Origin of the sequence: Streptomyces sp. NBC_01410 (assembly GCF_045040195.1) — a bacterium.
GTDB lineage: Bacteria > Actinomycetota > Actinomycetes > Streptomycetales > Streptomycetaceae > Streptomyces.
Genome location: NZ_CP109530.1, coordinates 6,357,661 through 6,375,336, shown reverse-complemented (window position 1 = coordinate 6,375,336; position 17,676 = coordinate 6,357,661). Strand labels below are relative to the sequence as shown.

At 69.0% G+C, this 17,676-nt stretch carries 15 protein-coding genes; 4 read left to right on the top strand and 11 right to left on the bottom strand.

Annotation, left to right across the window (positions count from 1 at the left end):
- Positions 1–120 precede the first annotated feature (120 nt).
- Complete coding sequence (locus OG741_RS29370; RefSeq protein WP_405602860.1) at positions 121–750, top strand: hypothetical protein; 630 nt, start codon at positions 121–123, stop codon at positions 748–750.
- A 193-nt stretch (positions 751–943) separates the two neighbouring features.
- Here the strand turns inward: OG741_RS29370 and OG741_RS29365 are convergent, their stop codons facing one another.
- The 3 genes from OG741_RS29365 to OG741_RS29355 all read right to left on the bottom strand — a co-directional run bounded on the left by OG741_RS29365 (position 944) and on the right by OG741_RS29355 (position 3,097).
- On the bottom strand, positions 944–1,567 hold the full coding sequence (locus tag OG741_RS29365) for a hypothetical protein (protein WP_405602858.1): 624 nt from the start codon (positions 1,565–1,567) through the stop codon (positions 944–946).
- 82 nt (positions 1,568–1,649) lie between these two features.
- Complete coding sequence (locus OG741_RS29360; protein WP_405602855.1) at positions 1,650–2,351, bottom strand: ribonuclease HII; 702 nt, start codon at positions 2,349–2,351, stop codon at positions 1,650–1,652.
- 119 nt (positions 2,352–2,470) lie between these two features.
- Entirely contained in the window at positions 2,471–3,097 is a 627-nt protein-coding gene (locus OG741_RS29355) for a TetR/AcrR family transcriptional regulator (RefSeq protein ID WP_405602852.1), read from the bottom strand.
- A 119-nt stretch (positions 3,098–3,216) separates the two neighbouring features.
- On the opposite strand from OG741_RS29355, the gene OG741_RS29350 reads away from it, so the two are divergent.
- The gene (locus OG741_RS29350) at positions 3,217–4,773 is read left to right on the top strand and encodes an MFS transporter (RefSeq protein WP_405602850.1); all 1,557 of its coding nucleotides are present in this window, start codon (positions 3,217–3,219) and stop codon (positions 4,771–4,773) included.
- Positions 4,774–4,867: 94 nt separating this feature from the next.
- Here OG741_RS29350 and OG741_RS29345 read toward each other — a convergent pair whose 3' ends face one another.
- The 3 genes from OG741_RS29345 to OG741_RS29335 form a co-directional block, all read right to left on the bottom strand.
- The gene (locus OG741_RS29345; protein WP_405602848.1) at positions 4,868–5,776 is read right to left on the bottom strand and encodes an ADP-ribosylglycohydrolase family protein; all 909 of its coding nucleotides are present in this window, start codon (positions 5,774–5,776) and stop codon (positions 4,868–4,870) included.
- Positions 5,777–5,788: 12 nt separating this feature from the next.
- Complete coding sequence (locus tag OG741_RS29340) at positions 5,789–6,448, bottom strand: histidine phosphatase family protein (RefSeq protein WP_405602846.1); 660 nt, start codon at positions 6,446–6,448, stop codon at positions 5,789–5,791.
- A 92-nt stretch (positions 6,449–6,540) separates the two neighbouring features.
- The gene (locus tag OG741_RS29335; protein WP_266489158.1) at positions 6,541–7,146 is read right to left on the bottom strand and encodes a YdbC family protein; all 606 of its coding nucleotides are present in this window, start codon (positions 7,144–7,146) and stop codon (positions 6,541–6,543) included.
- A 166-nt stretch (positions 7,147–7,312) separates the two neighbouring features.
- Here OG741_RS29335 and OG741_RS29330 point away from each other — a divergent pair, with 166 nt between their 5' ends.
- Positions 7,313–7,834 carry a TerD family protein gene (locus OG741_RS29330; protein WP_405602842.1) on the top strand — a complete coding sequence of 174 codons (522 nt, stop codon included), beginning with the start codon at positions 7,313–7,315 and terminating at the stop codon, positions 7,832–7,834.
- 77 nt (positions 7,835–7,911) lie between these two features.
- Here the strand turns inward: OG741_RS29330 and OG741_RS29325 are convergent, their stop codons facing one another.
- Positions 7,912–10,809: a vitamin B12-dependent ribonucleotide reductase gene (locus tag OG741_RS29325; protein ID WP_405602840.1), complete on the bottom strand. Its 2,898-nt coding sequence runs from the start codon at positions 10,807–10,809 to the stop codon at positions 7,912–7,914.
- Between the two features lie 173 nt (positions 10,810–10,982).
- The gene (gene nrdR, locus OG741_RS29320) at positions 10,983–11,495 is read right to left on the bottom strand and encodes a transcriptional regulator NrdR (RefSeq protein WP_266489153.1); all 513 of its coding nucleotides are present in this window, start codon (positions 11,493–11,495) and stop codon (positions 10,983–10,985) included.
- Between the two features lie 587 nt (positions 11,496–12,082).
- Here nrdR and lexA point away from each other — a divergent pair.
- Positions 12,083–12,868 (top strand): transcriptional repressor LexA, encoded by a 786-nt coding sequence (lexA, locus tag OG741_RS29315; protein WP_142213283.1) that lies wholly within the window; start codon positions 12,083–12,085, stop codon positions 12,866–12,868.
- Between the two features lie 111 nt (positions 12,869–12,979).
- On the opposite strand, the gene OG741_RS29310 is transcribed toward lexA, so the two are convergent.
- The 3 genes from OG741_RS29310 to OG741_RS29300 all read right to left on the bottom strand — a co-directional run bounded on the left by OG741_RS29310 (position 12,980) and on the right by OG741_RS29300 (position 17,669).
- Positions 12,980–14,974 carry an ATP-dependent DNA helicase gene (locus OG741_RS29310; RefSeq protein WP_405602837.1) on the bottom strand — a complete coding sequence of 665 codons (1,995 nt, stop codon included), beginning with the start codon at positions 14,972–14,974 and terminating at the stop codon, positions 12,980–12,982.
- 49 nt (positions 14,975–15,023) lie between these two features.
- Positions 15,024–16,856 carry an IucA/IucC family protein gene (locus OG741_RS29305; RefSeq protein WP_405602835.1) on the bottom strand — a complete coding sequence of 611 codons (1,833 nt, stop codon included), beginning with the start codon at positions 16,854–16,856 and terminating at the stop codon, positions 15,024–15,026.
- A 75-nt stretch (positions 16,857–16,931) separates the two neighbouring features.
- Positions 16,932–17,669, bottom strand: a complete 738-nt coding sequence (locus OG741_RS29300) for a GNAT family N-acetyltransferase (protein ID WP_405605837.1) — start codon at positions 17,667–17,669, stop codon at positions 16,932–16,934.
- Positions 17,670–17,676: the final 7 nt, after the last annotated feature.

Genomic DNA, 17,676 nt, shown 5'->3' with positions numbered 1-17,676 from the left:
ACGCGCCAGCAAGAATTGGAGCGCTCCCCGCGGGCCCGTTCGCGGCCCTGAAGGGCTGTGCCGCGGTGCGCCCGCACCCGTCCCCGCCCGCACTGTGGGCGCGTATGCGAAGGGAGGAACGTGACCTTCGGATTCGCTCCGTCCGCAGCCACTTCGTTCAGCACGTCGGCGAATTCCGCCAGCCGCCTGGCCAGGATGCTCGAACCGGCCGAGTGGGCGGCAGCGGGGATACCCCTGCTGCGCAACCCCCGCGAGGTGGTCAGCGGGCTGCACACCCGGCACCGGCCGAGGCCGGCGACCGCGGTTGTCGCCGTGCTCGACCACGAGGAACGGATCGCCGCCAGCGCGTCGTTCGCCCGGCGCACCGCCCCCGTGGACGGCTGGGAGTTCCGCAACGTACTGCTGGCCCATCTGCGCCGGGTCATCCCGCACGATCTGCGTCGGCGCACGCCGGTGCGCACCGCCGTACTGCTCTACTGCCGCGAGGGCGACGAGCGCTGGACGGAGGAGGACGGGGCGTGGATGTGGGGGCTGCGGGACGCGTGCACGCTGCATGGGCTGCGCTGCGGGGCGTACATCACGCTGACGCGCGGCGGCTGGCAGGTGCTCGGTGAGGGCAGGGGCGGTCGGCGGCCCAGTTCCCTGTCGTCGCCGGGCGATCTCTCCGACGCCGGGGCCGACGCCGAACTGCTGCCGCTGCGTACCGCGAGCGGCGCGGCCGAGGCCCTGCGCCGCACAGCCGCCCGCTGACGGACCACCCGGCCGCCGAAGGGGAGCCGGTGGTGCCACTTTCGGTTGCCCGTCTTGTGGGCGGCCGGCCGACCGACCGGCCGCTCGGCACAGGCCGAGTGATCCGCCACGACCGTGCGATCGCCGAAGACCGCGCGGTCTCAGCGGGCCTTGCGGCCCGTGAACACCCCGCGGTCCATGGAGACCGTACGGCTCAGATGCCCGTCCCCAGCGCGGTGTTGATGCGCTGGGGGTCGCCGCACACGATCAGCAGAGCGGTCGCCTTCGCCAGGGCCGCGGGCAGTGCGCGGGCGGCATCGTCGTCGGCTCCTCCGTTGATCGCGACCACCACTACGGGACGGGCCGAGGCCCGGTCCACCGCAGCGGCATCCGCGTAGAAGACGTCGTCACGGGCATCGTGCTGGGCCCAGTAGGCGGTCTCGCCGAAGGACAGTTCGTGCGCCGCCCACGGGTGCTGTTCACCGGTGGTGAGCACCAGGACGTCGGCCGGGGCGCGACCGGAGTCGAGCAGCAGGTCGACGGCCTCGTCGGCGGCGTCGAGCGCGCCGTCGGCCGGGGCGGGGATCAGCTGGATCTGAGGAACTGACGGCTTGGTCGGCCGGGGAGCCTGGGGCTTCCCGGCGGAGGTGGCGGCGGTATGCGTACGCGGCGGGGCGGGCCTGGCCGGACCGGGGCCCGGGTGTCCGGGACGCGGCGAGGCCGCGGAACGCGGACCGGGTACGGGACGGGGGGTCGGCGCGGTGCGGCCTGCGGCCGGAGTAGCGCGGGGACCCTGGGCACTCTCGTGAATCTGAGGCTCCTCGGGGATGAGAGGCATGAGTGGATGTCTATCAAATGCCGACGCGGAAGGCATCGGCGGGTGGGCACATGGGTGCGACTGCCCTGACGGCAGGGCCGGTTCAGAATTCGAAGCCGAGCTGGCCCCCGCTTTCCAGTTCGGCCGCCTCGGCGGAGAGCCGCACCTTCTTGAGGTGCCGCCACTGGGGCAGCGCGTCGAGATAGGCCCACGAAAGCCGGTGGTAGGGCGTGGGCCCCCGCACCGCGAGGGCAGCCTTGTGCACGGGTGAGGGGTAGCCGGCGTTGGCGTCGAAGCCGAAATCGGCGAACTCGCCGCGCAGTTCGGCCATCATCGCGTCCCTGTGCACTTTGGCGATCACGGAGGCAGCGGCGACCGCTACGCAGGACTGGTCCCCCTTGATGACCGTACGGACCTTCCATGGCGAGCCGAGGTAGTCGTGCTTGCCGTCGAGGATGACGGCGTCCGGCCGGACCGGGAGTGCGTCCAGCGCACGGACGGCTGCCAGCCTCAGCGCCGCGGTCATCCCCAGTTCGTCGATCTCCTCCGGCGAGGCGTGTCCCAGGGCGTGCGCTGTGACCCACTGCTCCAGCAACCCGGCCAGCTCCGTACGGCGCTTCGGGCTGATCAGCTTGGAATCGGTGAGACCTACGGGGGGTCGGCGTAGTCCGGTGATCGCGGCGCACACCGTGACGGGACCGGCCCACGCCCCGCGTCCGACCTCGTCGACACCAGCGACGATCTTGGCGCCGGTGGTGGCTCTGATCGAGCGCTCGACTGTGTGGGTGGGTGGTTCGTACGGCATGGCGCCAGCAAGGTTACGCCGCCGCACCCCACCCGCGACAACCGGATTGCACCTGCCGCCTCCGCGTGACTGCAGTCACCCCCTCCGCGTCACCGCGCGCACCGGTTCCGCCTCGGCGATCAGCCGTTGTGAGGACGCAGCAACGGCACCATCACCTGATCGATCATCTTGGAGATGTCTTCGTCGGGCCATTCGCTGCCGCACACCTTCGAGCGGTACATCATCAGGCCCGGAATCACGTCGAAGACCAGGTCACCGATGGCATCGGCACGTACGTCGCCCCGCGCGACCCCGCGGTGCACCACCTTGCGGAACAGCTGGTTGGACGGTTCGACGAGCTGGCGCACGATCACTGCGTGGAAGCGCTCCGCCGTGGAGCTGTCGCATTCGTGAAGCACAGAACGCAGGGCGAAGCCCGACCTGGAGTACATCGCGTCGCGCACCCGCCGACAGAGCTGGAAGAGGTCCTCGCGGATGCTGCCGTGATCGGCGGCCTCGTCCAGAGTCGGCAGTCCTGCCTGCAGGGCGTCTGCGACAAGGTCCTCCTTCGACGGCCAGCGCCGGTAGACGGCCGCCTTGCCCGTCTGGGCGCCTGCGGCGACGCCTTCCATGGTGAGCCCGCTCCAGCCGACGGTACTCAGCTGTTCCAGAGCGGCCTCGAGGATCGCGCGTTCCAGCACGGGTCCTCGGCGGCGCAGCGAGACCGGGGATGCCTCGGTGGCGCCGGTGCAGCGCGAATTGCCCATCTTCATCTCTCCGTTGGGGACAGGAGTTCAGTGAACGCTTGCGTTCACTGAAGGGGATTCTCTACGGTATACGCGACAGTGAACGGCTACGTTCACTAACTCACTTGTGGGGGACCATAGTGACAACCTCTCAGTTGACTTCTCCAGCCAAGCCGGGAGCCGCCCGCAGACAGGGACGCCCCGGGATCGCCCTCGCCGTTATCGCGGCCCTGCAGCTCATGGTGGTCCTCGACACGACGATTGTGAATATCGCCCTCCCGCACATCCAAGGGGCGCTCGAGTTCACCACGACCCAGCTCTCCTGGGTGGTCAATGCCTACACCCTCACCTTCGGCGGACTGCTGCTCCTCGGGGGCCGGGCGGGCGACATTCTCGGCCGGCGGCGGGTGTTCGTCTTCGGCGTGCTGCTCTTCACCTTCGCCTCGCTGCTGTGCGGTGTGGCGCAGGAGCCCTGGCAGATGCTCGCGGCCCGCGCGCTCCAGGGGGTAGGCGGCGCCATCGCCTCACCCACGGCGCTCGCGCTCATCACCACGACCTTCCGCGAAGGCCCCGAGCGCAACCGCGCGTTCGGCATCTTCGCGGCGGTCTCGGCCAGTGGCGCGGCCATCGGCCTGCTCGCAGGCGGCATGCTCACCGAGTGGCTGAACTGGCGCTGGGTGTTCTACGTCAACCTGCCGATCGGCATCCTGATAGCCGTCCTGGCACCGATGTTCATCAACGAGTCCGAAAGGCACTCCGGCCGGTTCGACATCGCGGGCGCCCTCACCTCGACCGCGGGAATGGCATCACTCGTCTACGGCTTTGTCCGGGCTGCCGAGGACGGCTGGAGCGACCGGCTCACCCTCGGCGCGTTCGGGGCGGCGGTCGTGCTGCTCACGGCGTTCGTACTGATCGAGCGGCGGGCGAAGGACCCGATCACTCCGCTGCGGATGTTCGCCGACCGCAACCGTTCAGGCACGTATCTGATCATGATGAGCCTCGCCGCGGCGATGTTCGGCATGTTCTTCTTCATCGTCCTGTTCGTGCAGAACGTGCTGGACTACAGCCCGATCACCTCCGGTCTGGCGTTCCTGCCGGTCACGGTGATGATCGTGACCGCCGCCGGTATCTCGTCCAAGCTGCTGCCGGTGCTCGGGCCCAAGCCCTTCCTGGCCGCGGGGGCGGTGCTCACCGGAAGCGGCATGGCGTGGCTGACAGTGCTCGACCCGGGCAGCTCATATCTGGGCGGGGTACTCGGGCCGATGCTGCTCTTCGGATTCGGTATGGGTCTGGTCTTCGTGACAGCGACGCTCACGGCGGTCTCCGGCGTCGCTCAGCACGAGTCGGGTGCGGCCTCCAGTCTGCTCAACGCCACGCAGATGGTGGGTGGTTCCCTGGGACTGTCGATTCTCATGACCGTCTTCAGCACCGCCAGCCGCGAGGAGGCGGATCGTCAGATCCCGCTCTTCCTCGCGGATGCGACAGCGGCCCAAAAGGAAGCTTTCGCCAAGACGCACGAGCTGCCGCCGCCGTGGGGGCACCAGGTGCTCGCGGAAGGCATCGCGACGGCGTTCTGGGCAGGAGTCGGACTGGTCGGACTCGCGGTGCTGACTGCGGTGTTCGTCATCCGGGTACGCAAGAGCGACCTGGAAGCGCTCAGCGGGGCGGCGGGTGCGGGCGGCGGCCACACGGCATAGGTGCCGCCTCGCAGAGCCGGGGTACGGGCCGTACATGGGGGTACGGCCCGTACCTCAGGTGAGCCGGGTCATTCGGCAGCCTGACGGCAGTCACTCATGGCGTCTGCTGCGGCACCCACTGCGGAAGCCGCTCGGTCTGCTCCAGCCAGGCAGCCGGCGGCTGTCCCGACTTGCCCGCGGCCACCACTCCGCAGGCGATGGCGCAGGTCGTGTCGACATCTCCGCCCACTTGGGCGGTCGTCCAGAACACCCGCTCGAAGTCGCCGAGCGAGCGGGCCGCGGACCACAGCGCGAACGGAACGGTGTCATGCGCACTGGTGCGCCGACCGCTGCCGAGGACCGCCGCGACCGTCCCCGCGTCGTCGTAGTCGAGCATGTCCCGCGCCCGGCGGAGTCCGGCTCCCACCGCGCTGCGCGGTACGAGCGCGATGACGCCGTCGAGCAGGTCCTCGGCCCCCGGAGGCCCGGCCGGATCCGCGGCCAGCGCGGCGGCGGCCGCCACGGCCATCGCCCCGACCACGGCCTCCCGGTGCTGGTGCGTGGTGTACGAGGAGATCTCGGCCTGGTGGGTGGCCTGCTCGGGGTCGTCGGCGTACCAGGCACCGAGCGGCGCAATGCGCATCGCGGAACCGTTGCCCCACGACCCCTGGCCCTGGAAGAGCGCGGCGGCGAGTTCACGCCAGTCGCCGCCCTCTCTGATCAGCCGCAGCATACGGTTGACGGCAGGGCCATAGCCTCGGTCGAAGTCGTGGTGCTCGGCGAAGGACCGGGCGAGTGCGTCCTGGTCCACCCGGTCATGGGCCGCGAGCACGGACAGCACGGAGCAGGCCATCTCGGTGTCGTCGGTCCACTGCCAGGGGCCCGGCGGCAGGGCACGCCGTTTCAGTGATGGATAGTTCGAAGGAACGAAGAACTGGGAGCCCAGGGCGTCTCCCACGGACAGTCCGCGCAGGCTGTCCAGGGCGCGTTCGAAGCGCCTGTCGCGAGAGGAATCAGCGGTCATCTTCCTGCCACTCTATCCGGTGACGCCATAAGGCTCAGGTGTGCGCCACCGTTCAAACGGCCGGTCAAGGGTGTAGCGGCCGTCCTTGCCGAGCTGCAGAATCCGGCTCTCGCCGTTGCCCGGGTTGGAAAGGGATTCGAATTCCGCGACCGACCAGTGGAACCAGCGCATGCAGAACAGCCGCATGGTCAGTCCGTGCGTCACCAGGAGCACGTTCGGCGGATGATCCGGCGACTCGAAGCTCCGGTACAGACTCTCCAGGAAGGCCCCGACCCGGTCGTACACATCCGCTCCCGACTCCCCCTGGGCGAAGCGGTAGAAGAAGTGGCCATAGGCGTCGCGATAGGCCTTCTGCAGCCGGACGTCCTCCCGGTCCTGCCAGTTCCCCCAGTCCTGCTCGCGCAGCCGCGGCTCCTCCCTGACCCGTACCAGCTCGGGGTCGAGGGCGAAGGCGCGGAAGGTCTCATGGGTACGGCGGTAGGGCGAGACATAGACGCTGACGCGCTCGCGTCCGAGCAGCTCACGAAGCCGTGCGCCCGTCTCCTCGGCCTGCGTCCAGCCGGTCGGGGTGAGCCGCAGCGCATGGTCGGGCTCGCGCTCGTACACAGTGTCATCGGCGTTCCCCTCCGACTCACCGTGCCGGACGAGAACGATGCGTTGCGGTCGGGCCATGTCACGACAGTAGATCGGTCCGGACTCGGCCGAGCAGCCGGGACGGGTCCGACCGGCGTACCGGTCCGGTGAAGACGGCCGAGCGGCAGGCTTCATACCGTCCAGGACGGTTCGAGCTGCACCACATCACCGGCGAGCGCCGAGACATCCGCCTCGGTCTGCGCACGCAGCAGGAGCCGCTCGACCCGCTCTCTGCGGTACTTGCCGTGCTCCGCCGCCGACTGCCACATCGACATGACCAGGAACTCGCTCCCCGGCGCCTCCCCGAACAAGCCGCGCACCATTCCCGGCGACCCGGCCATCGCCGGGTTCCACACCTTCTCCTGCATCAGCGCGTAGTGCTCGACCCGGTCCTCGCGCACGCGGCAGTGCGCGACCCGTACGACATCGGCGTCCGTGAACCGCGGCTCGAACCCGGTCTTCACATCGAAGCGATAGTCGAAGAGCTTGGCCTGTATGTCCTTGTACGTGCCCGTCTGTCCGGACGCCAGCCGGTCATGGGAGCGCGCCATGAAGGAGTCGTAGAACGCCCGGCTCTCCCAGAAGGTAAAAACATGCGCGACATGCGGCCGCCCCTTGCTCCACCCGCCACCCTGTCCCCGGAATCCCGGCTCACCCAGCAGCCCCGCCCACTTCCGCTGCCCCCGCTCGAACCCACGACGGTCCACGACGGTGCAGCGAATCCACTTGACCAGCACCGCGCCATCGTACGGCGCGGAACGTGGCCCCGGTCACTCTCCGGCGGAGTCCACCACCAGCAGCTCTCCCAGCCTCCCTGCGCACCCACCCCTTCTCGGGCAGCGAGCCGTGACAGCATGGTCAACCGACGTGACACTCCCGGCAGTTACGGGGAAGGGGAATCTGGTGAGCAGTCTCAACAAGGGGGTCCGGAAGGCTGAGGTGACCCTCCGGTGGGATCCGAGTCCCCTGGGTGAGCCGGCGCATGATCTCGACATCGTCGCCGCGACGTACCCGGCGGAGGCCCCACATGGCGAACCGGCGTACGTCGTCCACTTCGACAGCCGGTCACCGGACGGCACGATCATCCTGACCAGGGACAGCAAGACCGGTCAGGGCTTCGGCTCCGACGAGGTCATGACGCTGGAGTTCGACCGGCTGGCGCCCACGTACGGCCGCGTCGTCGTGGGTGTGGTCATCCAGCAGCGGGACGGACGCCGGGTGTTCTCCGACATCGCGAACACCCTCGTCCGCATCCTCGAAGGACACACGGAGCTGGCCCAGAACGACTTCGCCGCCGTCCTGGAATCCACGGCGGCCGTGGTGGGCGAGTTCGTCCGGAGCGATGCGGGCGAGTGGCAATTCCACGAAACCGTCCGCGGATTCGACGCCGACCCTCAGGCCTTCGTCGACCTGATGGGCAGCTGATCGGCAGCTGAGAAGAGGAAGGGAGGGGCGCCCGGCACGGTGGCCGGGCGCCCCTCCCTCTCATTCAATCGGTGCCGTCAGCTGCAACCGCTGGTCGAGCCGCAGCCCTCGCAGATGTAGCAGGAGCCGGCCCGCTGCATCTTCGTCCCGCAGGAGAAGCACAGCGGCGCGTCCGCGCTGATGCCCATCTGCATCTCGACGAGCTCCGCAGACGTGTGCGCCTCCTTCGGAGCCGGGATTTCCAGCTTGGGGGCGGCGACCGGCTTCAGCGTCTCCTGCTGCTGGCGCGGGGCGGACTGGGCGAGACCCTCGACGTCCATCTCCTCGTCGGACGGCTCGTACGAACCGGTCTCCAGGTGACGCTGACGCTCCTCGGCCGAGTGGATGCCGAGCGCCGAGCGCGTCTCGAAGGGCAGGAAGTCCAGCGCCAGGCGGCGGAAGATGTAGTCGACGATCGACTGCGCCATCCGCACGTCCGGGTCGTCCGTCATACCGGCCGGCTCGAAGCGCATGTTGGTGAACTTCGAGACATAGGTCTCCAGCGGCACTCCGTACTGCAGACCCACCGACACGGCGATCGAGAAGGCATCCATCATGCCCGCGAGGGTCGAGCCCTGCTTCGACATCTTCAGGAAGACCTCGCCGAGACCGTCGTCCGGGTAGGAGTTGGCGGTCATGTAGCCCTCGGCGCCGCCCACCGTGAAGGAGGTGGTGATGCCCGGACGGCCCTTGGGGAGGCGCTTGCGGACGGGGCGGTACTCGACGACCTTCTCGACCGCGGCCCGGATCGTCCCCTCGGCCTTCTCTGCCGCTGCGGTGGCTTCGGGGCTCTGGTTGCCCTTGGTCTTGGCGGAGAGAGGCTGGCCGACCTTGCAGTTGTCGCGGTAGATCGCGAGCGCCTTGACGCCCATCTTCCAGGCCTCGAAGTAGACCTCTTCGACGTCCTCGACCGTGGCGGTCTCCGGGAGGTTGACCGTCTTGGAGAGCGCGCCCGAGATCCACGGCTGGATGGCGGCCATCATGCGGACGTGACCCATTGCGGAGATGGAGCGCTCGCCCATCGCGCAGTCGAAGACCTCGTAGTGCGCGGTCTTCAGGCCGGGGGCGTCGACGACATTGCCGTGCTCGGCGATGTGGGCGACGATCGCCTCGATCTGCTCCGGCTGGTAGCCGAGACGGCGCAGCGCCTGCGGGACCGTGCCGTTGACGATCTGCATCGAGCCGCCGCCGACCAGCTTCTTGAACTTGACCAGCGCGAGGTCGGGCTCCAGGCCGGTGGTGTCGCAGGACATTGCGAGACCGATGGTGCCGGTCGGAGCGATGACGGACGCCTGGGAGTTACGGAAGCCGTTCTTCTCGCCGAGACGGACCACGTCCTGCCAGGCCTCCGTGGCGGCGGCCCAGATCGGCGTGTCCAGGTCGTCCATGCGGACGGCCACGGCGTTGGCGTCGGCGTGCTGCTTCATGACGCGCTTGTGCGGAGCGGCGTTGCGGGCGTAGCCGTCGTACGGACCGACGACCGCGGCGAGCTCGGCGGAGCGCTTGTACGAGGTACCCGTCATCAGCGAGGTGATGGCGCCGGCGAGCGCGCGCCCGCCGTCCGAGTCGTACGCGTGGCCCGTCGCCATCAGCAGGGCGCCGAGGTTGGCGTAGCCGATGCCCAGCTGGCGGAAGGCGCGGGTGTTCTCGCCGATCTTCTGCGTGGGGAAGTCCGCGAAGCAGATGGAGATGTCCATCGCGGTGATGACCAGCTCGACGACCTTGGCGAAGCGCTCGATCTCGAAGGACTGGTGGCCCTCGCCGTCGTCCTTCAGGAACTTCATGAGGTTCAGCGAGGCAAGGTTGCACGAGGTGTTGTCCAGGTGCATGTACTCGCTGCACGGGTTCGAGCCGTTGATCCGGCCGGACTCGGGGCACGTGTGCCAGTGGTTGATGGTGTCGTCGTACTGGATGCCGGGGTCGGCGCAGGCCCAGGCGGCCTCGGCCATCTTGCGGAAGAGCGACTTGGCGTCGACCTCCTCGATGACGTCGCCGGTCATCCGGGCGCGCAGCCCGAACTTGCCGCCGGACTCGACGGCCTTCATGAACTCGTTGTTCACCCGGACCGAGTTGTTGGCGTTCTGGTACTGGACGGACGTGATGTCGTCGCCGCCCAGGTCCATGTCGAAGCCCGCGTCACGCAGCGCGCGGATCTTCTCCTCTTCCTTGACCTTGGTCTCGATGAAGTTCTCGATGTCGGGGTGGTCGACGTCGAGGATCACCATCTTGGCCGCGCGGCGCGTGGCACCGCCGGACTTGATCGTTCCCGCGGACGCGTCGGCGCCTCGCATGAAGGAGACCGGACCCGAGGCGTTGCCGCCGGAGGAGAGCAGTTCCTTGGAGGAACGGATCCGGGAGAGGTTCAGGCCGGCGCCGGAGCCGCCCTTGAAGATCATGCCCTCTTCCTTGTACCAGTCGAGGATCGACTCCATGGAGTCGTCGACGGCCAGGATGAAGCAGGCGGAGACCTGCTGCGGCTGGGGCGTGCCGACGTTGAACCACACCGGCGAGTTGAAGCTGAAGATCTGGTGCAGGAGGGCGTACGCCAGCTCGTGCTCGAAAATCTCGGCGTCGGCGGGCGAGGCGAAGTAGTTGTAGTCCTCGCCGGCCTTCCGGTACGTCTTCACGATCCGGTCGATCAGCTGCTTCAGACCGGTCTCGCGCTGCGGGGTGCCGACGGCCCCGCGGAAGTACTTGCTGGTGACGATGTTGACCGCGTTCACCGACCAGAAGTCGGGGAACTCGACGCCACGCTGCTCGAAATTGACCGAGCCGTCGCGCCAGTTGGTCATGACGACGTCACGGCGCTCCCAGACCACCTCGTCGTACGGATGCACGCCGGGGGTGGTGTGGATTCGCTCGATGCGCAGGCCCTTGCTCGCCTTGGATCCCTTGGGGCGGGACCCTCGTGCCGGACCGCTCGTCGTCTCTGTCATGCCGCCTCCCATACATGGGCAAAAACGCCCTGAAGTGCCCAGTTCTTCCCGTGGCACAGTTCTGTGTCTGATGCCTCGGGCGCCAGCGCACAGCGCCCGTGACAGGTCTCTTGCCGCTCTGCCGGCGATCGGCGGGCCACAGGGGCGGGCCGATCCGCTCAGCCAGGTGTTGCTCAGTCGGCGGCGGTGGCGGGGACGGGGACCTCAAGGGTCTCGCCGCTCCCGCATTTCTCTGCGGGAGGCCGTTGTTCGCGGAGTTCCGCGATGGCGGCCTCGAAGTCTTCGAGTGAGTCGAAAGCCCGGTACACGGACGCGAAGCGCAGGTACGCGACGAGGTCGAGTTCCTGCAGGGGGCCGAGTATGGCCAGACCCACGTCGTGGGTGGTCAGCTCGGCACTGCCGGTGGCGCGCACCGCTTCCTCGACCCGCTGGCCGAGCTTGGCGAGGGCGTCCTCGGTGACCGGCCGCCCCTGGCATGCCTTGCGGACGCCGGAGATGACCTTCGTACGGCTGAAGGGCTCGGTCACGCCGCTGCGCTTGATCACCATCAGCGAGGCGGTTTCCACCGTCGTGAAACGGCGGGAGCAGTCAGGACACTGCCGGCGACGCCGGATCGACGTTCCGTCGTCGGTGGTGCGACTGTCGACGACACGGCTGTCGGGGTGCCTGCAGAAGGGGCAGTGCATGGCTCCCAACCCCCTCCTTCACTGCACGACGAAATGGCTCAACAGGGCGGTCGAAGCCCTTCGAAGCAGCCCCAAGCATAGGCGATGGCCGTGGTCTTGAAGGACCAGGGACCACAACTTCTAGGCTGCAGACACAATCCAACCACTAGATCTGGGGTTTGGTCGCATTTTCGAGCCTCAGCGCGTGTCGCGCGGCTGCGCCTGTGCACAGCAGGCGTACGGGTGGTGACACCGCGCCATCGAAGCGGCGCGGGACCATCCGGGACCGACGCAGAACGGGCGGAAACGTGGCGCGGACGCCGGGCGGGACCGGCCACGAGGTTACGGGAATCGCGCGGCTCCGTGGATTCCGGGCCCCCGAGTGCAAGACTGGGAATCACCCCGCCACACCCCGCTCCACCGCATGCCGGCGGTGAAGGTTACCGTCGTGGCCCGCATTGCCTCACGGCCCGATCGTTCGCACATACACCCAGCCAGACGCTCACGTCAGGCAATCTGCGATTTTTCACTCGAACGTGTGTTTGGCGCAACCTTTCGAAACCCACTACCGTTGTTCCAGCTAGGGAGACCATTCGAGAGGGGCCGACGTGACCACCACCGCAGACAGTGCCACCATCACTGCCCAGGACCGCTCCCAGAACCGATTCGAGCCGGTGCATGCCATGAATGACGCAGCCACGACACCCGAGGGGCCCAAGCCCACGCGTTCGCTGCCCGGCCGACCTCCAGGGATCCGAGCCGACAGCTCCGGTCTCACGGATCGGCAGCGGCGCGTCATCGAGGTGATCCGTGACTCCGTACAGCGTCGGGGATACCCGCCGTCGATGCGTGAGATCGGCCAGGCGGTCGGGCTGTCCAGCACTTCTTCCGTGGCACACCAGCTCATGGCTCTGGAGCGCAAGGGCTTCCTGCGCCGGGACCCGCACCGCCCCAGGGCGTACGAGGTGCGCGGCTCCGACCAGCCCAGCACGCAGCCGACGGACACGACCGGCAAGCCCGCCGCCTCGTATGTTCCGCTCGTCGGCCGGATCGCGGCCGGTGGCCCGATCCTCGCCGAAGAGTCCGTCGAGGACGTCTTCCCGCTGCCCCGCCAGCTTGTGGGTGACGGCGAGTTGTTCGTGCTCAAGGTCGTCGGCGACTCGATGATCGAGGCCGCGATCTGCGACGGCGACTGGGTGACCGTGCGCCGCCAGCCGGTCGCGGAGAACGGCGACATCGTGGCCGCGATGCTGGACGGCGAGGCCACGGTCAAGCGCTTCAAGCGGGAGAACGGCCATGTGTGGCTCCTCCCGCACAACGCGGCGTACCAGCCGATTCCGGGTGATGAGGCAACCATCCTCGGCAAGGTGGTGGCGGTGCTGCGGCGGGTGTGACAGGCCCGTCGGCTCTGACCGGCCCCGGGACCCACTGCGCCGGTCCCGGGGCCCAGTTGTTCCTGCCCACCGTCATTGCCCCCGTCACTGTCCTACCTGCCGTCGCTGGACCTACCTGCCGTCCGCCTTGGCCGAGGAGTCGATCGCGGCCAGCGATCGGCGCACCTGGTTACGGTCCGTCGTGTACCAGAAGTCCGGCAGCGAGGCGCGCAGATAGCTGCCGTACCGGGCATTGGCCAGCCGCGGGTCGAGTACGGCGACGACGCCCCGGTCGCCCGTCGCGCGTACGAGACGGCCTGCGCCCTGGGCCATCAACAGGGCTGCGTGCGTGGCGGCGACGGCCATGAAGCCATTGCCGCCCGCCTCCTCCACGGCCTTCTGCCGGGCGCTCATCAGCGGGTCGTCGGGGCGTGGGAACGGGATCCGGTCCATCACGACGAGCTGACAGCTGGCCCCCGGCACATCCACGCCCTGCCACAAGGAGAGAGTGCCGAACAGACAGGTCTCCGGGTCGCCGGCGAAGGTCTTGATCAGCTCGCCCAGCGTTTCCTCGCCCTGGAGCAGGATCGGCTTCTCGAGCCTGCCGCGCAGCTCCTCGGCGGCCGCCTGGGCGGCCCGCATCGAGGAGAAGAGACCGAGCGTACGACCGCCGGCCGCCTCCACCAGCTCGGCGAGCTCGTCCATCATGTCGCCGCGGGAGCCCTCCCGGCCGGGCGTCGTCAGATGGCGCGCGACGTAGAGGATGCCCTGCTTCGGATAGTCGAAGGGCGAGCCGACGTCGAGCCCCTTCCACTGCGGGCTCGTGACCTCGTCACCTTCGCCCGTGGCCGCTTCCGCAGTGCCCTCGGGAGCCAGGCCGAGCGAGGCCCCGACGCCGTTGAAATCGCCGCCGAGCTTGAGCGTGGCCGAGGTCAGCACCACCGAGCGCTCAGCGAAGAGCTTCTCGCGCAGCAGACCGGAGACGGACAGCGGTGCCACCCGCAGGGACGCACCGAAACGATCGTGTCGCTCGAACCAGACGACGTCGTACTCGGAACCCTGCGTGATGCGCTCGGCGACGTCATGGATGTTCTCGACGGAGGCGAGCGCTTGCTTGCGTACGGCGTCCTCGTCCTGGACGGATTTGTCGCGGGTGCTGCCGAGGGCCGAGATGACCGTGCGCGCCGCGTCGCGCAGTGCCATCAGCGCATATCCGAGATCCTCGGGGATCTCTTCGAGCCGGCCGGGGAGCGCGAGCTCCATCACCCGCTCGAAGGTCTCGGACGCCGTCTGCAGAGCATCCGCTGCCTTCTCGTTGACCAGCTTGGCGGCTCGGCGCACGGCACGGTTGACCTGGCCCGGTGTGAGCTCGCCGGTCGCGACACCGGTCACCCGGGAGACCAGCTCATGGGCCTCGTCGACGATCAGCACCTCGTGCTGCGGGAGCACCGGGGCGCCCTCGATCGCGTCGATCGCGAGAAGCGCGTGGTTCGTGACCACGACATCGGCCAGCTTCGCCCGCTCGCGGGCCGCCTCGGCGAAGCACTCCGCGCCGTATGCGCACTTCGACGCCCCGAGGCATTCCCGGGACGAGACGGAGACCTGCGACCAGGCACGGTCGGAGACGCCGGGCGTGAGGTCGTCGCGGTCCCCGGTCTCGGTCTCGTCGGCCCAGTCGCGCATCCGGAGCAGATCCTGCCCGAGCTTGCTGGTGGGTGCGGCGGCCTCGAACTGATCGAAGAGGCCGTCGTCCTCTTCCTGCGGTACGCCCTCGTGGAGGCGGTGCAGACACAGATAGTTGGAACGCCCCTTGAGCATGGCGAACTCCGGCCGCCGGCGCAGCAGCGGGTGCAGCGACTCGACCGTTCGCGGAAGATCACGCTCCACGAGCTGCCGCTGCAGGGCCAGGGTGGCCGTGGCCACCACGACCCTCTCGCCGTGTGCCAGGGCGGGCACCAGATAGCCGAGCGACTTTCCGGTACCGGTGCCGGCCTGGACAAGCAGATGGGAATTGTGGTCGACCGCTTCGGCGACGGCCTCGGCCATGGTGACCTGGCCTGGCCGTTCCACGCCGCCGACGGCGGTGACGGCGGCATGGAGGAGCTCGGGGAGGGATGGCTTCGTCATAGCCAGTCCACCCTACGGCGCGCCACTGACAGCCCGATCCCGGATCGGCTCATCGCGCCGGACTCAGCGGATTGGGGACCGTGCCGTGGACTGCGGCATGGGGACGGTCGGGGCGGTCACGGTAGCCGTCCAGATGCAGTCGGTTGCGGTTGAGACAGAGGCGCTCGATGTCCGGCGTGAGCAGGTCGAACGTCTCGAAGCGTTCCTTGAGCTGCGGGAAGCGGGCCTGATGGCGCAGGATCTCCGCCCGTACGAGCGAGAAGAACTGCGCCTCCGGCACACCCAGTTGCTCCTCGCAGAGGGGTGCGAGGAAGCGGAAGACGCCGACGAAGAGCCCTGAGTGGATGAACTGCGTCAGGAAGGCGGGCTCCTCGGTGAGAAGCGTCCTGCGTACGTCGTCGGGCATGGAGTCGTGCTCGGGGAGCGGCTGGGCGCTGATGTTGACGTCGTCGACGAAGTCCTTGATTGCCAGACGGACGGGGACGTCGTGGTCGTCGTGGACGACGATGGCGTTCTCGCCGTGCGGTGAGAAGACGGTGCCGTAGCGGTACAGGAAGTGCAGCAGGGGCGGGAGCAGCGCGGAGAAGAGCCGCTGGAGCCAGACGGCGGGAGCGAGTCCGGAGCGGGAGACGAGCTCGGCGGTGAACGACCTGCCCTCGCGGTCGACGTGCAGCAGCGAGGCGAGAGTGCGCGCCCGCTCGCCGGGGGCGAGACGCGGCTGCAGGGGCTCGCGCCAGATCGCGCCGAGGAGTTCCTTGTACTGGTACGGCACCTCGGGGAGGTGGTCGTACAGGGGGTGCTCGACGGTGACCGATGCGACTTCGCCGAGCAGGATCACACCGCACTCGTCACGCAGGAACGGATCCGCGTCGCGCAGTCCGCACACCCAGGAGGTCACGGCGGGAGCGGCGAGGGTCCGCTCGGTGGGCAGGCCGCGCCAGACCAGGGTGTTCAGGATGGACAGCGGCAGCTTCACGGTGTGCCGGTCGGCGCGGTCCAGGTTCACGAAGGTGCGGATGGACTGCTGCGGCAGCCGCCGATCACCGTCCGTGGGGAGCGGAACGATGGCTCCCTGCGCGATGGCGGGGGCGAAGAGAGGCAGGAGTACCTCGTCCCACTGCCAGGGGTGTACGGGCAGATAGAGATACGCGTCCGGGTCGAGGCCCCTGGCGCGCAGCACGGCGGCGAAGGAGGTACGGACGGACGCGTCCAGCTCACGGGCGTACAGGTCCTCGGGGTGGGACAGCCGGGAGATGCCCCGGTAGGCGGCGAGAGCGGAGCTGACCGCGATCCAGGGGAGCTGGGCGGGTCGGCGGGACTCGGGCGACCAGCGGGCACTGTCCGTGGCGGAGAAACCGATGCGGCCCTTGTTGAGGACGATCCAGGGGTGGCCGGTCTGGTGGCCTTCGAGTTCGGCGTAGCCGAGGTCGGCGAGCTCCGCCGCGGTGAGCGCGTCGTGGTCGAGTCCGGTGTCGCAGACAAGGGTCGTGGTCAGCTCGCGCAGGAGGTGGCCGAGCGTGGCGCCGTCGACGGCGAGCCGGTCGCGGGCCCGGGCGAGGAACGCGAGCGGGTCGGTGAAGGGCCGGCCCTCGTGCTCGATGGAGTCCGGATCGACTCTCCAGCTTCCGTACGCTCCGCGCCGGGCCCGGAAGGACAGGCTGCCGCCGTCGTCCAGCGCGAGTGTGTAGCGGGCGGGGGACGCGGAGGCAGGGGCCGCGTGGTCGGGGACCGGCTCGATGATCTCTTCGTAGGCGAACTCCCCGAGCATTTTGGCGAGGAGGCGCCCGGCCGCCCGGTTCCAGGCCCCCGAGGTCAGACCGGGCGGGGTGAACGGGATGGCGGGCGGCTGTTCGGAGTCGTGGGCGGCAGAGGACTTCGGCACGAGGACTCCTCGAGTGGAACCGATGCGGGTCGAGCGGTGTGAATGTCGAGCGGTGCAGATCGGGCAGCGGGTAGTTCACAGCAGGTTGCGAAGCGCGCGATCGCGGACCATGAGGGCAGCACGCTTGTCGGGGAGGTCGACTTCGGCGGAGAAGCGGAAGCCGGCACTCAAGAAGGCGGACACGGACGGGGTGTTGCGCAGATCGGGTTCCGCGATGACGCGTGCGCAGCGGGGGCGATGGTCGAGGACAAGATCGGCCACCGCTCTGAGGAGAGTCGAGCCGACACCGCGGCCGCGGTCGGCGACGCCGCCGATGAGGATGTGGATGCCGGTGTCATGGGGCCGGGCGGGATAGTGCCGCGCGAGCGGGTCGAGATCGGCGCGGTAGATCTCGAAGTAGCTCATGGGGATTCCGTCGAGGACGCCGAGGCAGGGGACGCTGCGGCCGTCTCCGTCGAGTTGGGTGCGCAGGTGGGCGGCGGTGACGGAGTGGGGGCCCGCCAGTTCCCAGAAGGCGGCCACGGCGGGGTCGTTCATCCAGCGGCTGATGAGCACCACGTCGCGTTCGATGCGTACGGGGACCAGCTGCAGGGAACCGGCGGAGGTGGCGGCAGGGCCCCAGTCGGCGGGGGTGCCGAGCAGATCACCGGTTGCCGTGGCGCCCGCCTCGCCGGAGTCGGCCGACGGCTCGGTCTCCCGGAAGAGCGCGAGGAGTTCCTCGGGCAGGCGCAGTTCCAAGGTGTCCTCGGCGCCTGAGCCGAGCTGGGCTGTCGGACCGGCTCCGGTGTCGGTGCTCGCATCGGTGGGGGGCACAGCGGCG

Excerpts from the sequence above, each read along its gene's own strand:
- OG741_RS29365 (WP_405602858.1), bottom strand. The coding sequence starts at position 1,567 with ATGCCTCTCATCCCCGAGGAGCCTCAGATTCACGAGAGTGCCCAGGGT.
- OG741_RS29360 (WP_405602855.1), bottom strand. The coding sequence starts at position 2,351 with ATGCCGTACGAACCACCCACCCACACAGTCGAGCGCTCGATCAGAGCC.
- OG741_RS29355 (WP_405602852.1), bottom strand. The coding sequence starts at position 3,097 with ATGGGCAATTCGCGCTGCACCGGCGCCACCGAGGCATCCCCGGTCTCG.
- OG741_RS29345 (WP_405602848.1), bottom strand. The coding sequence starts at position 5,776 with ATGACCGCTGATTCCTCTCGCGACAGGCGCTTCGAACGCGCCCTGGAC.
- OG741_RS29340 (WP_405602846.1), bottom strand. The coding sequence starts at position 6,448 with ATGGCCCGACCGCAACGCATCGTTCTCGTCCGGCACGGTGAGTCGGAG.
- OG741_RS29325 (WP_405602840.1), bottom strand. The coding sequence starts at position 10,809 with ATGACAGAGACGACGAGCGGTCCGGCACGAGGGTCCCGCCCCAAGGGA.
- nrdR (WP_266489153.1), bottom strand. The coding sequence starts at position 11,495 with ATGCACTGCCCCTTCTGCAGGCACCCCGACAGCCGTGTCGTCGACAGT.
- OG741_RS29310 (WP_405602837.1), bottom strand. The coding sequence starts at position 14,974 with ATGACGAAGCCATCCCTCCCCGAGCTCCTCCATGCCGCCGTCACCGCC.